At 70.1% G+C, this 17035-nt stretch carries 10 protein-coding genes; 7 read left to right on the forward strand and 3 right to left on the reverse strand.

All coding sequences use genetic code 11. The features are described from left to right. Window positions 1-125: 125 nt before the first annotated feature. Window positions 126-908, forward strand: a complete 783-nt coding sequence (locus AB0D57_RS24115; RefSeq protein ID WP_362076485.1) for a hypothetical protein — start codon at window positions 126-128, stop codon at window positions 906-908. Window positions 909-998: 90 nt separating this feature from the next. Here AB0D57_RS24115 and AB0D57_RS24120 read toward each other — a convergent pair whose 3' ends face one another. Next, window positions 999-3113, reverse strand: coding sequence for an autotransporter (locus AB0D57_RS24120; protein WP_362076681.1), 2115 nt, complete (start codon window positions 3111-3113; stop codon window positions 999-1001). A gap of 413 nt (window positions 3114-3526) precedes the next feature. Between AB0D57_RS24120 and AB0D57_RS24125 the strand changes: the two genes are divergently transcribed. After that, window positions 3527-4939, forward strand: coding sequence for an RICIN domain-containing protein (locus AB0D57_RS24125; RefSeq protein WP_362076488.1), 1413 nt, complete (start codon window positions 3527-3529; stop codon window positions 4937-4939). A gap of 7 nt (window positions 4940-4946) precedes the next feature. Here AB0D57_RS24125 and AB0D57_RS24130 read toward each other — a convergent pair whose 3' ends face one another. Beyond that, window positions 4947-6626: a rhamnogalacturonan lyase B N-terminal domain-containing protein gene (locus AB0D57_RS24130; RefSeq protein ID WP_362076491.1), complete on the reverse strand. Its 1680-nt coding sequence runs from the start codon at window positions 6624-6626 to the stop codon at window positions 4947-4949. Window positions 6627-6809: 183 nt separating this feature from the next. Here AB0D57_RS24130 and AB0D57_RS24135 point away from each other — a divergent pair, with 183 nt between their 5' ends. Together AB0D57_RS24135 and AB0D57_RS24140 are read left to right on the forward strand one after the other, a co-directional pair. Continuing rightward, window positions 6810-7859, forward strand: a complete 1050-nt coding sequence (locus tag AB0D57_RS24135) for a rhamnogalacturonan acetylesterase (RefSeq protein WP_362076494.1) — start codon at window positions 6810-6812, stop codon at window positions 7857-7859. A gap of 84 nt (window positions 7860-7943) precedes the next feature. Continuing rightward, entirely contained in the window at window positions 7944-9647 is a 1704-nt protein-coding gene (locus AB0D57_RS24140; protein WP_362076497.1) for a DUF2264 domain-containing protein, read from the forward strand. A 204-nt stretch (window positions 9648-9851) separates the two neighbouring features. Here AB0D57_RS24140 and AB0D57_RS24145 read toward each other — a convergent pair whose 3' ends face one another. Beyond that, window positions 9852-13607, reverse strand: a complete 3756-nt coding sequence (locus AB0D57_RS24145) for a S8 family serine peptidase (protein WP_362076500.1) — start codon at window positions 13605-13607, stop codon at window positions 9852-9854. A gap of 530 nt (window positions 13608-14137) precedes the next feature. Between AB0D57_RS24145 and AB0D57_RS24150 the strand changes: the two genes are divergently transcribed. Genes AB0D57_RS24150 through AB0D57_RS24160 form a run of 3 tightly spaced genes read left to right on the forward strand, consistent with a single transcriptional unit; the run spans window position 14138 to window position 17027 of the window. Continuing rightward, window positions 14138-15421, forward strand: coding sequence for a hypothetical protein (locus AB0D57_RS24150; RefSeq protein WP_362076503.1), 1284 nt, complete (start codon window positions 14138-14140; stop codon window positions 15419-15421). A gap of 17 nt (window positions 15422-15438) precedes the next feature. Beyond that, complete coding sequence (locus tag AB0D57_RS24155) at window positions 15439-16281, forward strand: endonuclease/exonuclease/phosphatase family protein (protein WP_362076506.1); 843 nt, start codon at window positions 15439-15441, stop codon at window positions 16279-16281. Beyond that, the gene (locus AB0D57_RS24160; protein WP_362076509.1) at window positions 16278-17027 is read left to right on the forward strand and encodes a hypothetical protein; all 750 of its coding nucleotides are present in this window, start codon (window positions 16278-16280) and stop codon (window positions 17025-17027) included. Before AB0D57_RS24155 ends, AB0D57_RS24160 begins: the two co-directional genes overlap by 4 nt. Window positions 17028-17035: the final 8 nt, after the last annotated feature.

Here is a 17035-nt window from a genome sequence, read left to right on the forward strand (position 1 = left end):
CCTCCGCCTTGCAGCTCGACGCACCAGACCCCGCTCACCTGCGCCGACAAGGCACCACTGCTTCCCTCCGACTTGATCCGCCGGACAGGCCCTAGCCGGGTACGGGATGGCCGGTCACCCGGCATGTGGAGCATCTGCGGAGGCTGGGGGAGGCGCAGGGCGCGGGACTCACCGCCGGCGCAGACGCGTCCACCCGTGCCGCTGCGCCCGGCAGCGACCACTCCTCGGATCACCACGGGGGTCACCCCTGGCTCTCCCGCCTCTTCCTCCGTGACTACATCTCCACCAACACCCTCGGCGAGGACCTGCTCGACAACGATGACGCCTGGCAACAACCCCTGGTCCGCGACCACTTCCCGGACGGGCTGCGCCGCGACATGGTCCGGCTGCGGCACGACCGCGAGTGGTTCCTGCGGATCATGGAGTCCCTGCCGCGGGTGTTCAGCCACCTCGACCAGTGGCCGGCCAACGTGCTGTCCCACGGCACGGACCACGTGCTCCTCGACTGGGCGTTCGCGGGGGACGGCGCGCTCGGCGAGGATCTCGGCAACTACCTCCCCGACAGCGTCTTCGACCTCTTCGTCCCGGCCGCCCGGCTGCCCGGGTACGCGCGGGCCGCGTACGACGCGTATCTGCGCGGCCTGCGGGCTTCCGGCTGGCGGGGCGACGAGCGTCTCGTCCGGCTCGGTATGTGCGCCTCGGCCGTCAAGTACGACTGGCTCACGCCCCTGATGCTGGCCCGTGCGAGCGAGGAACAGCAGCTGGACTACGGCGGTACGCGGACGGTTTCGGCCGAACTCCGTTACCGGGAGCGGGGATTGGTGTTCGCCTTCCTCGCGGACTGGGCCGCCGAGGCGCGGGCATTGGCACCGCGCCTCGGCTTCCCCGAGGCGCCGACCGGCCGGTGATGCCCCCCGTGCGTCACCGGCCGACCGACGACAACGCCGCAGATGGGCGTGCCAAGCCCCGCGTCTGCGGCATGATCCGCCGGACAGGCCCTAGCCGTGCGCCGCGTGCCGCCCGCCCCGGCGCCGGGCGCGCGTGCGCCGCGTCGCCGGGACGAGGAGCCCGCCCAGCAGACCAAGCGCGAGTGCGTAAGGCCACCACCCGAACCTGTCGTCGCCCGCCGCGCTCGTGGTGAGTGTGTCGTCGGCCGACGGGGCGCCGGAGGCCGCGGTGTCCGCGCGGGTGGTCGCCGACGGGCTCGCGGCAGCGGCCGTGAGGACCACGTCGTTGCCGTCGCCGCCGCGGTAGCTGATCCGGTACGTCGTGTCGGCGAGCCGCACCTTGCCGCCCTCGCGGAGTCCGGCGAACGTGCCGGTGGTCTTCGCACGGCCGGTGTGGTCGAGCACGGTGATCCGAGGGGCGGGGGAGGCGCTGCCGGACGGGGAGCCGGCCGCCGAAACGTCGAGCTTCCCGGCCAGCTTCACCTTGCCCGAGACCCTCAACGGCTCGTCCCGCAGCACGAGTGCGCCCTTCGAGAGCTGCGTGTAGTCGCCGGTGATCCTGAGCGGGCCGGTGACATCGCCGTCGTTCGTCACCGAGCCCCGCACCGTGCCCTTACCCGTGAGCGTGGTCGCCACCTTCAGACCCGACTCACGGACGTCCAGGAGTGCGGAGGCGGTGGTGAGCCGGATCGCCTTGGAACGGGTCAGTAGCGCCCCCGGGCCCAGCGCCAGCGTGCCCTTCGTGACGGTCGTCGGCCCGGTGTACGTCACCGCGTTGCCCGTGAGTGTCGTTGTCGCGGCGCCCGCCTGGGTGAGCGAGCCGCTGCCGCTGATCCGCGACAGGGTGAGCGCCTTGCTGGTGTTGCTCAGCACCAACGAGCCGTTGTTGACGACCTGGTAGAGGTCGCCCTCGGTGTAGAGCCCGCCGTCGCCACCTGACGTGCCGCCGCCCAGCCGCAGCACCGCGCCCTTCTCGACGGTCGTCGAGCCGTCGTAGTGCTGGACGGCGGCGAAGGTCACGTCGTTGCCCTTCGTCCCCTTGATGACGATGTCCCCGGCGCCGGGTGCGGACAGCGTGTCGTGGAACCGGCCGCCGCCGATAGGGGCGCCCAATGTCACCGGGCCGTTGTAGTCGAAGGTGAGCAGCGAACGGGACCTGGCTGCCAGCAGGTTGATGTACACGGTCTCGGCGGTCCCCGGCATGAAGATCTTGTTCGTCGTCCCGTCGCCCCACTGGACGTCGGCGCCCTTGATGTTGGTGCCGCGCTTGTTGACGTTCTTCCGCGCGGGCGTCCAGTTCAGGGCGGGGTCGCTGAGTGAGGGGTCGGTGTCACCGCCCTGGTCCGACCAGCTGTACTGGCCGGTGAGCACGACCTTGCTGCCCGGCCGCGACTGGACGTTGATGTCGCTGCCGTACTCCCGCTGGTAGAAGTCCATCCCCATGGTGACGGTCTGGCCGAGCGGGGTGTCCACGGTCCAGGTGCCCTGGTTCAGGATCTTGCGGACCTTCGGTAGCGACGTCGCGAACTCCGGCCGTCCGGCGTTCGCCTGCGTGCCGTTGTCGATCACCCCGGAGAAGGGATGGGTGCCCGACAGGTCCCAGGAGCCCCACAGGAACCGCGGCTGGGTGATCAGTCCGGAGCCGCTGATGGTGCCCAGGTTGTAGGCGCTCGTCAGGGACAGCCGCAGGGTGCCGTCGACCCGGACGTTGTCCTGGTTGAGCCGGAACGCCGGGGTGTTGTACGGGAAGTGGCCGATCAGCCCGGCCGTACCGCCGTTGCCGTACTGGAGGGTGGCGCCCTTCGCCACGGTCACGGCCGGTGGGTCGGGGTTGGCCACGGTGACGTACGGGTGGTTGCCGCCCTGCGTCGTCACAGTCTGCCGCTGCCGCGCCTTGGGCAGCGTGAAGTCGCTGTCCCTGGTCAGGATCAGCGTCCCGCTACCACGCACGGTGAGCGTTCCCTCGCCCCGGAACACCCCGTCGTACGTGGTCGTTCCGGCCGGCACGGTCACCACCGAGTCACCGGTGAGCGTCACGTCCCGCCCCGCGAGCACGTCCGCTGTGACGTCACCGTCCGCGGCAGCCACGGGCGGCGACGCAAGCATGAGGGCGGCCACCGCGAGGCAGGCGGCGGCCGAGACTGTCTTGTAGATCTGGGTGCGCACGTACGGGGAGACGGGCAGGACGCCCTCGAATAACAAAAACACCAAGGTGACCCACGTCACGCCCAAGGCCAGGTCTGCCAGAGACGCCCTGAAGGGGCGCGGGGAACTGCGCGCCCAGCCCCCACGCACCGCAGTCAAACCGCAACCCCCGCCCCCGCGGCAGCCGGGCTCGCACGAACAGCTCCGCGCTCCGTTCCCGGTTCCGCGCCCGGTGGTGGGCGTGGGCGAGATTGCCGAGGGAGGGCAGGGTGCCCCGCGGACACGTCCCGTCAGACCCGTTGACCCCGCCATGGCAACCGCTTACCTTTTCGGCGGCCGCACGTTCGTCATCACAGATTCCGTTCGGCACGCCGAACGACCGGACGGGCGGTCATCGCATGAGCCGCCCGCCCCCCTCAAGGAGTGTGTGTGAAATGAGACGTGTGTACGCGGTCCTCGTCACCCTCTGTCTCGCGGTCGCCGCGGCCCTCGCGACGGCGGGACCGGCCGCAGCGGCACCCCAGACCATCACCAACGGCACCCAGTTCACGGACACGTCGGGCAACCCCGTACACGCCCACGGCGGCGGGGTCATCAAGGTCGGCTCGTACTACTACTGGTTCGGTGAGAACCGGAACTCCGACAACACCTTCCGGTACGTGGACGCCTACCGCTCCACCGACCTGAAGAACTGGGAGTTCAGGAACCACGTTCTGACCCAGTCCACGCACTCCGAGCTCGCCGTGGCCAACATCGAGCGGCCGAAGGTCATGTACAACGCGTCCACCGGCAAGTTCGTGATGTGGATGCACAAGGAGAACGGCACGGACTACAGCGAGGCGCGGGCCGCCGTCGCGGTCTCGGACACCGTCGACGGGAACTACACCTGGCAGGGGAGCTTCCGCCCGCTCGACACCCACATGTCCCGCGACATCACGGTGTTCGTGGACACCGACGGCACCGGCTACATGATCTCCGCCGCCCGCGAGAACTACGACCTGCAGATCTACCGGCTCACCGCCGACTACACCGGCATCGCCGCCCTGGTCGCCGACCCCTGGCACGGCGGCCACCGCGAGGCCCCGGCCCTCTTCAAGCGGGGCGGCGTCTACTTCATGCTGACGTCCGGCGCCACCGGCTGGAGCCCCAACCAGCAGCAGTACGCCACCGCCACGAGCATCGCCGGTCCGTGGACCGCCATGGCCAACGTCGGCGACTCGACCACGTACGGCTCACAGACCGCGTACGTCCTTCCCGTACAGGGGACTTCGAGCACCTCGTACCTCTACCTGGGCGACCGCTGGGGCAACTCCTTCGGCGGCACCGTCAACGACTCCCGTTACGTCTGGCTGCCGCTCACCTTCCCGACCTCGACCACGATGACCATGTCCTGGTCGCCCGAGGTCACCGTCGACACGGCTGCCGGGACGGTCACCGGGACGAGCGCCACGTACAACACGCTGATCGCGGCGCACTCCGCCAAGTGCGCCGACGTGACCAGCCAGTCCTTGTGGCCGGGCGCCCAGATCAAGCAGTACGACTGCAACGGCGGCAACAACCAGAAGTACTGGTTCAAGCCCATCGGCGGCGGCTACTACCAACTGGTGGTCAGGAACAGCTCCCTGTGCGTGCAGGAGAACGCGAACACGGTCAGCCAGGAGAACTGCGGCGGGACGCCCACCAGCCAGCAGTGGTCGCTGACCACCACGGGCAGCTACGTGAACATCAAGTCCCGCTCGACCGGCGAATGCCTGGACGTGAACGGCGCGTCCACCGCCAACTCCGCCGCGCTCATCACATACACCTGCAACGGAGGCACCAACCAGCAGTGGACACGCGGAACATGAGGGAACGTCAGGTGAGCAGGTCGATCGCGTCGATCGCCGTGCCCGCACTGAGGTAGGAGGTCGTCCCCGACCCGCTCACCACGTTGATCTTCAGTACGTTGTACTGGCTGGTGTCCGTGAGCCACGCACTCGCCGGAACGCTGTACGTGAACGTGTAGTTGTTGCCCCGGTAGGACCCGTTGGTCAGCGACCGGGTGCTCGGCTGGGTGGGCGGGGAGGGGATGGCCGAGGTCCAGGCGTCGTTGACGACGACCTGCGGCCGACCGTTGGCGTAGGCCGTCGTCACGCCGATGCGCAGGGTGTGCGCGGCGGCGGCCTGGGCCGCGGTCAGCTTGAAGTACACGAGCAGACCGCTGTTGACGTCCTTCCAGAGGTAGCAGGGGAAGGCCGACGTCTCGCTGCCGCTGCCGATGACCACGTTGCCGGTCCACGCCGCGGCCCGGACGTCCGACGGGTGCGCGTACGTCATCAGATCGGCGTTCTTGAAGCCGCTCGGGGTGCCGGTCCAGTCGTTGATCCGCCAGATCGCGCCCGCGTTGCTCGGGTCGTTCGAGGACGGGATCGCGATCGAGTTGAGGGTGGTCGTGCCGCCCGCGGTGACCGTCACCGAGGTGGTGTGGACGGCCAGTTCGCTCTTGAAGACGGTGAGCGTGTACGTCCCCGGAAGGACGCCCCCGATCGAGAAGTAGCCGTCGGAGGCCCGCGCCGAACCCCAGTACTGCGCCGCCGAGTTGGCGAGCCCGACGGTGTACGGGTGCGCCGTGTTCCGCCCGGTGATGCCCACGCCGGCGACCCGGCCCCGGCCGCTCGCGCCGACGTACCCCGAGATGCCGAGCGAGTCCGCCCAGGAGGTGGTCAGGGTGCCCGGGAACAGCGACGAGGAGGGGGCGCCGCCGTCCGTGAAGGCGATGACGTACGGGCCCTGGAGGCCGAAGCGCTGGGCCTCGGTCTGGTTCTGGCCGTAGTAAAGGATCTCGTACAGGCCGCCGCCGTCCGCGCTCTGGTGGCGCAGCAGGGAGCGGTAGAACGGGCCTCCGGAGGCTTTCTCGTGGTTGCTCCGCACGACCCACAGGCCGACGCTGCCGGTCGTCCAGCCGAGGTAGCTGTAGTCGATGACGCGGAGCTTCGAGTAGTGCTTCGAGCGGGTCTGGCCGTCGGACTTCGCGAACACGTCCGAGGCCTCGACGGTGGTGGGCGCGTACGTGTAGGAGTCGGGCTCGTCGTTGAGGAACAGGCCCTTCTTGACGCGCACGATGTAGCGGGTCGCGGAGACGGACGTGTCGGCCTTGTTGGTCCACACATAGACGTTGTTCTCGCCGCTGCGGGCCGCGTAGTAGTGCTTCAGGGTGCCGTACGTGACGGAGATCAGGATCGTCGTGCCGGACTGCGTGATGGTCACGGTGGACGTGCCGAGGCCGGACTCGACGTGCGAGTTCATACCGCCGTAGCCTTGGTATTCCACGCCGCGGTAGACCAGCGAGGTGAGGTCGCCGTTGGTCTTGCTGACCTTGAAGACGAGGTCGGCGCCGGTGTCGACGACGTAGTTCGAGCCGTCGTCGGTGTAGCCGAAGGCCGCGGCGGACGCGGGGGCGGCGAGTGGACCGGCGAGGGCGGCCGAGCCGGCGGCGGCCGCCGTGCCGAGCACGAAGGTGCGGCGACGGACCGCTCTGTTCACGGATCCGGACATGGGGGTGCCTCCTTCGGGAGGTTGCGGGTGTCTGCGAGAGTGACAGTTGAATCGATTTCGCGAAAGGGCTTTCACTGCTCGGGAGTTGGCAATCATGTGAAATCCGATCACCCTCTAGAAAGCGCTTACGCGAACGGGTACGGTCCAGCCGCCAGGTCATGTCGTCCTGTGGGAGGAGCCGCAATGAGACGTTTCACCACCGCCTGCGTGGCGGTGCTGGCCGCCGCCACCGCCTTGTCGGCCGCGCCGGCGCAGGCACAAGGAGGGCGGCACGCCCTCGGCCTGGAGAACTGCACCGCGACCGCCTGCCACTTCGACGTCGCGCCCGGCACGTACGACGTGCGCGTGCTGCTCGGCGGCCAGGACGCGGCGAGCACGAGTGTCAGCGGTGAGACGCGCCGCGCGCTGCTGTCCGAGACCGCCACCGAGGCCGGGAAGCCCCTGGCCCGCAGCTTCACGGTGAACGTCCGCACACCCGAGGGCGAGCCGACGGGCGTGGAGGGCACGGCGGGCCTTGACCTGGTGCTCGGCGGCTCGGCGCCCGCACTGGCCGACATCCGGGTCACCTCGGCCGTCGGCCGCCACACCCGCCAGATCTTCCTGGTCGGCGACTCCACGGTCTGCGACCAGCCCGGCGCCCCTTACACCGGCTGGGGCCAGCAGCTGCCGCAGTACCTCCGCAAGGGGCTGTCGGTCGCCAACTACGCCGACTCCGGCGAGAGTACGGTCACCTACCTCGCCACCCCGGCGCTCTTCCCCACCGTCCAGCCGCTCATCCGCAGACACGACCTGGTCCTCATCCAGCTCGCCCACAACGACAAGACGACCGACGAGCCGACGTACCGCGCGAACCTCGAAGCCCTCGTCGCGGGCGTCCGCGCCCAGGGCGGCGAACCCGTCCTCGTCACCCCCATCGTCCGCCGCTGGTTCAACACGGACGGCACCCTGAACAACAACACCGCGCTGCTCGTGAACGGCCTCGGCGTCGACCACCCGGCCGTCATCCGCTCGGTCGCCGCCGCCGAGGACGTCCCCCTCATCGACCTCACGGCCAAGACCAAGTCCGTCGTCGAGTCCCTGGGCGTGGAGGGCTCCAAGGCGCTCTACCTCTACAACGAGAAGCGCGACAACACCCACACCTCCGTGCACGGCGCGACGGTGTACGCGGGTCTCGTCCGCGATGAACTCGTCGCCCGGCATCTGGTGCCCGCGGGCCTGGTGAGGGTGGGATGAACTCCTGGGGCGTCCCGTCCGGAACCGGGGCGCCCCAGGTACCTACCCGCTCCACCGAACGATCGAAAGCAGGGAGTCCGCCCCATGCCCCCCGAGGACCGCACCCTCAGCCCGTACACCGGCTACACCCGCGCCCACTGGGAGGCGGCGGCCGACTCCCTGCTCGCCGCGGTCGCGCCGTACGCCACCCCCGACGGCGCCCTCTATCACCTCCCCGGAGAGCACACGAGCTGGTCCGGACGACTCTCGGACGGCCTGGAGGGCTACGCCCGCACGCTCCTGCTCGCCGCCTTCCGCCGAGACGAGAAGGCCCTGGAGCGGTACGCCGACGGGCTCGCCGCCGGAACGGCGGGCGTCTGGCCGCGTATCGAGGACCGAAGCCAGCCCCTCGTCGAGGCCGCGTCGATCGCCCTCGCGCTGCGCATCACCCGTCCGCTGCTCTGGGACCGCCTGGACGACGGCGTACGACAGCGGGCCGCGGCCTGGCTCGGCGACGCGCTGGCCGCCGAACCCTGGCCCTGCAACTGGGAGTTGTTCCCGGTGACGGTCGGCGGCTTCCTCGCGGAGATCGGCCACGAACCCGAGGCCTCGCGCGCCGCGATCGACCGAGGGCTGGACCGCATCGAGCAGTGGTATGTCGGGGACGGCTGGTACACCGACGGCCCCGGCCGCGCCTTCGACTACTACAACGGCTGGGCCATGCACCTGTACCCGGTGCTGCACGCCTGGCTCGCGGACGACGAACGACTGCTCGACCTGTACGGCGGCCGCCTCGAAGCCCATCTCGCCGACTACGCAAGGCTGTTCGGCGGCGACGGCGCGCCCATGCACCAGGGCCGCTCCCTGACCTACCGCTTCGCGACGACCGCACCCCTGTGGCTGGGAGCCCTGACGGGACGTACGCCGCTCGCCCCGGGTGAGACGCGACGCCTGGCCTCCGGAGCGCTCCGCCACTTCCTCGACCGAGGCGCGGTCGACGGCCGCGGCCTGCTCACCCTCGGCTGGCACGGCCCCGACGAGGCGGTCCTGCAAGGCTATTCGGGCCCGGCCTCCCCGTACTGGGCGAGCAAGGCCTTCCTCGGCCTGCTCCTCCCTGCCGACCACGAGGTGTGGACGGCGCGGGAGGAGCCGGGCCCGACGGACCGCGCCGACGCCGTCACCCCCGTCGGTCCGCCCAACTGGCTGTTGCAGTCCACCAGTTCCGACGGGCTGGTCCGGCTCCACAACCACGGCAGCGAGGACGTCCGCTACGACCCGTACTACACGCGGCTCGCGTACTCGACGGCGACGGCGCCTTCGGCGGCGTACGACAACAGTGTGATCGTCGGCGACGATCCGAGCCGTACCGGCATCGAACCGCTGGGCGCGGGGGAGGGCTGGGTGGCGTCCCGGCACACGGTGACGGACGGCATCCGGGTCACGAACCTCGTCCTCGCCCGGGGTGCGGTGGAGGTGCGGGCCCATCTGGTGTCGGGAGCGGCTCCCGGCACACCGGTGCGCGTCACGGGCTGGGTGGCCGGTGACGGCATGAGCGCCCAACTCCATCCGGTACACGGTCTGTCGGGCTCGACCGGGGTCACCGGAGACGACGACGCCACACTCTTCGTCGCCCTCGCCCGCCTCACCGCCGAACCGGACCCCTTGCCCCTCACGGAGCTGGTGTCCGTGAAGGTGGAGGGCGCGTACGAGGTGAGCGTGAGCTGGCCCGATGGCCCGCGGGCGCGCTTTTGCTTCAGTGCGCCAGACGCGCGATCTTCAGCGTCGCCGTGGTCGGTGAAGCCGCTGTGAGCGCGCCCGTGCAGGACGGTGCGACGGGCGCGCACGCCCAGGTCAGGGAGGTGTCCTTGAGGAGCCGGCCGTCCGGCACACCGAGGCCGAGCACGACGTGCAGTCCGCGGGACAGCCCGCGGGTCCCCTCCCGCACACAACGTGCGGCCCCTGCCCACGGTCTCCACCGCGGACAGGGGCCGTTTCGTCAGCCGCCCGCCGTCGCTACTTCAGGCCGAAGGCGCGGATCACGGTCTGGCTCACGCTGTTCCCCTTCGTGTCCCGCGCCGTCGTGCGCAGGCTCGCGAAGCGGGCCCGGGACGGCGCGTCGAGCTGCGCCTTCCAGTCGCCGCCCGACTGCCGCAGGGTCGCCTTGCGCCACGTGGCACCGTCGTCGTACGACACCTCCAGCGTCACCGTGCGGATCGTCCCCGTGCCCGCCGCACCCTTCAGATGCGAGGGGGTGACCGTCAGCCCGGTCCGCCGGTGTGCCTTGCCGGACAGGTCGGTGGCCACCGCGTAGTCGAGCTGCACCAGCGGCAGAGGCGTGAGGACCGTGTAGTCCGTCGTGCTGGAGGTGAAGCCCCACTCGGTGCGCGTACGGGTCGAGTACGGACGGTCCGGCAGGTTCCGCTTGCCCTCCACCACGATCCGGTAGGGCAGCGGGTCCGGTGACACGCCCTCGGCGGAGACGATCCGTTCGTTGAAGTCCTCGCCGAGCAGCTGGTCGCCCTGGTAGAGCGAGACCTTCGACGTGTCGCCGTCGGCCCAGACGACGCCCGCGTGACCGCCGGAGTCCCCCCAGGCCGGCAGCGTCGATGTGCTGATGATGTCGCCGGACCGGAAGGGGGCCCGCCAGCTGATGCCGTCGTTCAGCAGGCGCGGGCGCTGGATGGGTGAGAGCCAGCTCTCGCCGGTGGTGCTGCGCGGCTGGTACGAGCGCGCCACGCCCCTCTGGTGGAGGTCCGGCATGCTGGCGGAGGAGACCCAACGGACACCGGCGCCCGCCGAAACCCACGACGTCAGCGTGCCCTGGGCCGCGACCTGCGTCGGCACGATGCCCAGGGGGCTGTCGAAGATGACGGACACGTCCTGGCGGTACTCGACGGCCTCGCCCTGCTCGTTGTTGCGGAACGACTCGTCGATCCGGGCCAGCTCGCCCGGGCCGGGCCGGTAGGACGGATCCCGGGGGACCGCCCCGTCGTGGTGGCGGACCAGGTCGTACAGGTAGCGCGGATACGGGTGCGAGACCACCTTCAGCGTCGCCGTGCCGGGCTTGCGAAGCCGGCTCAGCAGCCGTGCGCTGTCGTCGGTGCCGAGCGAGGCCACCGGCAGCGGGGCGACGTCGGGCAGGTCCGCCCAGGGGTCAAGCTTTCCGTAGCCGTCGTTCAGGATCAGCAGTTGCCTGGCGCCGGCCCTCGTCGCCGCCGCGGCCTGCACCGGGGCGGGCACGGTGTCGCTGCGGCGGACGACCGCCACCTGGCCGCGCACCTTCACCTTGCGGAAATCCGCGGCCGAGCCGTCGCCGGCCCAGACCGCCCGGTAGCTGCCCGTGCCCTCGGCCAGCTTGGGGGACCGGCTCTGGACGACGACGTCGTCGTAGGCCTGCGAGCCGGAGGAGAACGTCAGCGGCGGCTGGACCTGCCGCCAGCGGGTGGCGAGGGTGTACGAGCCCTTGGTCACCTTCGGCGTCGGGGTCACCCACAGGCTGTCGTACCGCCAGTACTCGAGCAGGTAGCTGTCCACGAACGGGAACAGGCCGCTGTTGGCGCGGTACTGGTCCACCCTCATGAACTGATTGGCGGTCGGCTGCGGGGTGAAGGCGGCCGCCTTGCGCAGGTCCGCGGCGTCGAAGCGGACGGTCCGGTCGGCGTCGAGGTCGATCTGCGGCGCGGACAGCACGGCGAGGCCCAGCGTGTGCGTGCCGTCGATGCCGGGCACATCGGCGTACATCCACGCCGAGTAGGTGCCCGGGTGCAGGCGCGCGGTCGTACGGCCCGAAGCGCCGATCTCGTACACCTTGGGGTCGGTGTTGCGCTCGATGTCCTTCAGGATGAGGATGCCGGGCAGGGCGGCGCCGCGCCGGTCCTTCGCCGTGACCGACAAGGTGACCCGCTGGCCCTCCTTGTTCAGGCCGACCAACGTGTGGGTGAGGACGGTGCCGTCGGCGCCGGTGGCGGTGAGCCGACCGGCGTAGGCGGCATTGTCCTGCGCGGCGTCGAGGTGCGTGATCACGCCGACGACGGCGGTGCCGTGCGCGGGCACGGTCAGTCGGGTGTCGGTGAGGGTGAACAGGCCCTCGGGCAGCTGGTCCTGGCTCAGGGACAGGTCCACGGTGACCGGATCGGCACCGGAGTTGGTGTACGTGACGTCCTTGCGGACGGTCTGGCCCGGCGTGTACGGGTAGTGGGTCTGCGCGAACGCGTTCCCGGAGGTGACCAGCGTGGCCTTCACGGCGGCGGCGACGTCGAGCCGCCCGCTGCCGACCTCGAAGGGGCTGAACCGCTTGCTGCTCGAGGTGGTGTTGACCAAAGCGTCCTTGAGCTGCTGCCCCGTCCAGTCCGGGTGCTTGGCGGCCAGCAGGGCTGCGGCGCCCGCCACGTGGGGGGTGGCCATGGAGGTGCCGCTCATCGTCTGATAGGCGCCCTCGCCCTCCGGCACGTACTGCGAGCGCGCAGCCAGCACGTCCACACCCGGGGCGGTCAGATCGGGCTTGATGGCGTTGTCACCCACGCGGGGGCCGCGGCTGGAGAAGGACGCCAGCTGATCCAAGCCCTTCCCCGGGCCGTTCACCGCGCCGACCGTCAGTGCGGCGTCCGCGGCGCCGGGGGCGCTCACGCTGTAGGGGGCTGAGCCGGTGTTGCCCGCCGCGATGACGAACAGTGCCCCGGTCTCCTCGCTGAGCCGGTTCACGGCCTGGCTGAGGGGGTCGGTGCCGTCGGTGGGTCCGCCGCCCAGGCTCATGCTGACGACCTTGGCGTGCTGGTCGCGGGCGGCCCATTCCATGCCGGCCAGGATCCAGGAGTCCTGACCACCGCCGTCGTTGTCCAGGACCTTGCCGATGTGCAGGGCGGCGCCGGGAGCGACGCCCTTCTCGGTGCCGCCGGACGCCGCGCCGGTTCCGGCGACGGTGGAGGCGACATGGGTGCCGTGGCCGTGCCGGTCGGTGACGTCCTGGCCGGGCACGAAGCTCTCCGTCGCCGCGATACGGCCGGCGAAGTCCGGGTGCGCGGCGTCGATACCGGTGTCCAGGACGGCGACGTCCACGCCCTGCCCGGTGTCCCCGCCCGCCCAGACCTCGGGAGCCCCGATCTGCGCGGTCGTGTCGGACAGTGTGGCCTTCACCTTCCCGTCGAGCCACACCTTGGCTATGCCGCCCGCAAGCCGTCCAGCCGGGGGCGCCGAGCCCGCGCGCGCCGTGGCCGTGGCGGTGCCGGTGAGGGAGGACCAGAACTCCGCCGCCCGCGTGTGCTGCGCGGATATCGCCGCGCCCTGGATGCTGCTGAGCGTCAGGGTCCTGCTCGCGCCGACCGGGGTCTTGAGGCTGCGGGAGCGGGCCGCCGCGTCGGTGTACGTGACGATCAGCGGCAGGTGGTCGGTGCGTGCGTCGTCGTAGCCGTCCGCGAGCAGCTCCGTGACGTTGAACAGCTCTTCGTCCAGAGCGCCGGACGCGAGGTAAGGAAGCGCCGCGTCGGGATACACATAGGTGTCGTCGCCGACCGACATGACGTGAGCGCCACCGGTCCTGCCCTGCGGATCGGCCACGGACGTGACCGAGTCCCTGCTGCCGTTCGCGGTCACCGTGACCTTGTCACCGGTGATCAGTGTGACGGTGTGCATGGTCGCAGGACCCGCGGCGACGGTTGCGGTGGGGGATGGGGACGTCGGAGCGGCGTCGGCCGACGCGGCGGGACCGGTGGCCGTCAGCACCGTCAGGGTGGCGACGGCCGCTGTCAGCCCGCGTCTGCGGGACGGAGGCATGCGCAAGGGAACCTCGTGAACTAGATGTGCAGAAGTCCTTCGCAGTCAGTCATCCGTCCACATCACTGTAAAGACAGCGCTTTGGCGCTTCTGTGTCATGTCGTCAACTGGACATGGCGCAAGTCGGGTTATTGGCCTCCAAGCGGGACATACCGCAAGGCGTGAGGAGTTGCGGGCCCCAGGAGAGGGTGGCGGCGTCCGCAGGAGAGCCAACCGGCCGGACGCTCCGAGCAGTCATGACGCTCCGGGTGTCCGGTTGGCGCGTCCGTAGACCGCCGACGACACCCTCTTCGTCGCGCTCGCCCGCCTCACCGCCGAGCCGAGCCCCCGCCCCTGACGGAGCTGGTGTCCGTGCGGGTGTCCGGGGCGTACGAGATCCACGTGAGCTGGACCGACGGTGGCGAGGCGCGGTTCCGGCTGAGGGAGGGGGCGTGTGCCGTCACTGAGGGTGCTCGAGCGGGTACAGGACGCCCCCGGCGCGGCTATCCTGACGGCGTCGTCGCACACGGGGGATGCCTCAGGGGGCAAGGATGGCGCACACCAACCGAGTACAGCCCGCCACACCTGCCCCGTCGGTCCCCCCGGACCCCTCCACCACACCGCAGCGCATCAGGCAGGCGCTCATTTCCATGGGCCCGTTCACCGCGGCCCTGGTCGCCTACAAAGGCATTCTCGACTACCTGCTGCCCGAGGACTGGTTCAGCGTCTCTGTCCTGCGGTACTTGTTCGCCGGGGTCTGCGCGCTCTGCGTCGGTCTGGTGCTGCGGCTCGTGAGCCAGCGGTACGCCACCGACGCCGACCGCACCCCGCCGGTCGACCCGCAGAGCCCGCCCGGAGGCCCATCGGTGCGACGGCTGCTCGACGGCTCGGCCCGCGGTGTTCTGGCCGAATACCGTGAAGTGCGGTACAGGGAGAACGACTTGACGGGATGGTCCCAGTATCTCAACGACCACCTCGTGCTGCCCACCGCGGTCGGAACGTCGTACGGGCTGCGCATGGTCACCTCGTTCGACATACGGGACCCACGGATCAGGCGCCATCAAGTGGTCAGGACGCTTCTCGCCCTGCAGAAGCCGGGCGGCGGCTGGGCCGCCAGTACCCAACGGGACCGCGGCAGACCGGAGATCACGGCCTGGGTGCTCGCGGCCATGTTCCGCGCCGGAGTCGACGACGCGACGAAGGCGGACCTGGTCCGGCTGCTCGAAGGGATGCTCGACCCGCAGGAGGATCCCATCGGCATGAACCGTACGGCGGTCATGACGGTGGCGATCTCGACGCTCGCGGAGGTGGCCCCCACGTCGCCGCTCCTGCCGCGGCTGGCCCGCCGCCTCACCGACGGTGCCCATCGGGAGGACCACGACCCGGCGCTGACCTACTGGAGCGAGCATCTGAACGGGTCGGCCAAGTCCGTGGCGCACACGGCCCGTTCCGTTGTGGCGCTGCACCGGGCCGCCGGGGTCCTGGCGGACGGCGCGATATTCGAGAACGCCGCCAGATCAGGGATCAAGTGGCTGTGCGGCACCGATCTCGACCTGCGCACGACCGACGAGCAGCTACGGCGGCCCGTCGACGACGGCAGCGTCGACGCGCTGATGATCGGCCACTTCACCGCCGCCTGGGTCGCCAAAGCGCTGATGATCCCGGGCGCGGAAGCGTGCGAGGAGAAACTGGCGGTCGCGGTGCGCGAGACACTGCGAAGCCATGAGGACGGCGTCTGGCGGTGGCACGACGACACCAGACCCATCTGGATGACGTATCAAGGGGCAACGGTCATGAGGGACTTCGCGTTGAGGACGACGACATGCCTGCAGTAGGGGCAGTAGGGAATGAGATGCCCGCAGTGGAGAACGAAGTGCCCACGGAGCGGCTCGGCCGCGATCGCCTGCGCGTGGCGAGTTGGAACCTCCACGAGGGGATTCCGGTGTCGGGCGGGATTTTGGTGCCGGGCGGCGCGGATCACCGTTCGCGGGAGGTCGCCGCCGAAATCGGTGGCCTCCTCGCGGACCGGCGGGTCGATGTCGCCGCCTTCCAGGAGGTCGGGTTCGACGCCGAGGGAACGTCCGAGGTCCTGGAACACATCAGGAACACCACCCGGCTGCGGCACATCGTCACCTACCCGCTCCACGAATCCTCGTTCTTCCCGGACCGGCTCAGTGGAGTGGCGGTGGCCAGCCGGTTCCCCCTGCGCGATCCGAGGCGGCACATGCTGCCCAACCCCGAACTGCGCACCCGCTTCGACGGCAAGGAGATCCGCAGCCACGACAAGGGGCTGGTCTCCGCGACCCTCAGCCCGGACGGCGTGGACGGCGTGGACGGCGTGGATGTCGAGGTGACGTCCCTGCACTCGTTCCCGTTCTATCTGTTCGGCCGGGAGCCCGGTGAGACGGAGTTCAAGGAGATCTGGGACGAGCTCTCCGACGAACTCCGGCGCCATCTGCACCACCACCCCCTCGTGGTGTGCGGCGACTTCAACACACCGGAACGCGGTCTCCTGCTGAGCGAGGACCGGCTGCCCCTCGCGAGTTCGATCGCGGGCAGGGTGACGTACAAGGACAGGTCCGTCGACGACATCCTCTACGGACCGGGCATCGGTCTGGCCGGCACGGAGATCGTCGAGAACTTCTCCGACCACAGACTCTGCCTGGCCGATTTCCTTCTGCGGAGCCGAGGTTGACGACGGACTCGCGCGTTCTGGCGGCCCTGCACGACGAGATCATGGACATCCTGGAGAAACCCCACTTCGCACGGGCCGAGGAACTGACCGGCTACTGCGCGCGGTGGGCCGTCCCCGAGCGGATACAGGAGGTCGTCGACTGCGTCCGCCGGGGCACCCGCATCCTCCGGGAGTGCTCAGGGGAATCGCGCAGACATCCGCTCGGCTTCGACAAGTTCGTCCTGCTGGCCGACCGGCAGTACGAGATACGACTGCACGTCTGGCAGGCCGGGACGGTCGCCCGCGCCGAGCACATCCACAACCACCGCTTCTCGTTCTCGTCGTCCGCCGTCACGGGTCGCATCGACGTCAGCACGTATGACATGTATGGCACGAATGACACATGTGACACGCGTGAGGTGACCTCGTCCGGGATGCCGATGGTCCGCTACCGGGAAACGTGGATCGACGACCAGCGGGCCTACGTCTTCGACGTCCCCGAACTCGTGAGGGTCCGCGCACGCGAGTCATGGTCTCTCACCGCGGGCAGCGGATACTTCCTGCAGGCGGACACCCTGCACAGAGTCTCGTGGCGCGGCCCGGAACCGGCGGCGACCCTCGTCGTCAAGATCCCCGCCGACCGCCGCCACACCACCGTCCTCGTCCCCCCGCTGACGAAACCCCCGGCCGGTGCCCAGAGGGACTTCTTCACCCCCGATGACACTTCGGTCCTTCTGGGCCGGTTCCTCAAGCTGCTCAGGGCTTGAGCCGCTCA

Origin of the sequence: Streptomyces sp. NPDC048275 (assembly GCF_040652275.1) — a bacterium.
Taxonomy (GTDB): Bacteria; Actinomycetota; Actinomycetes; order Streptomycetales; family Streptomycetaceae; genus Streptomyces.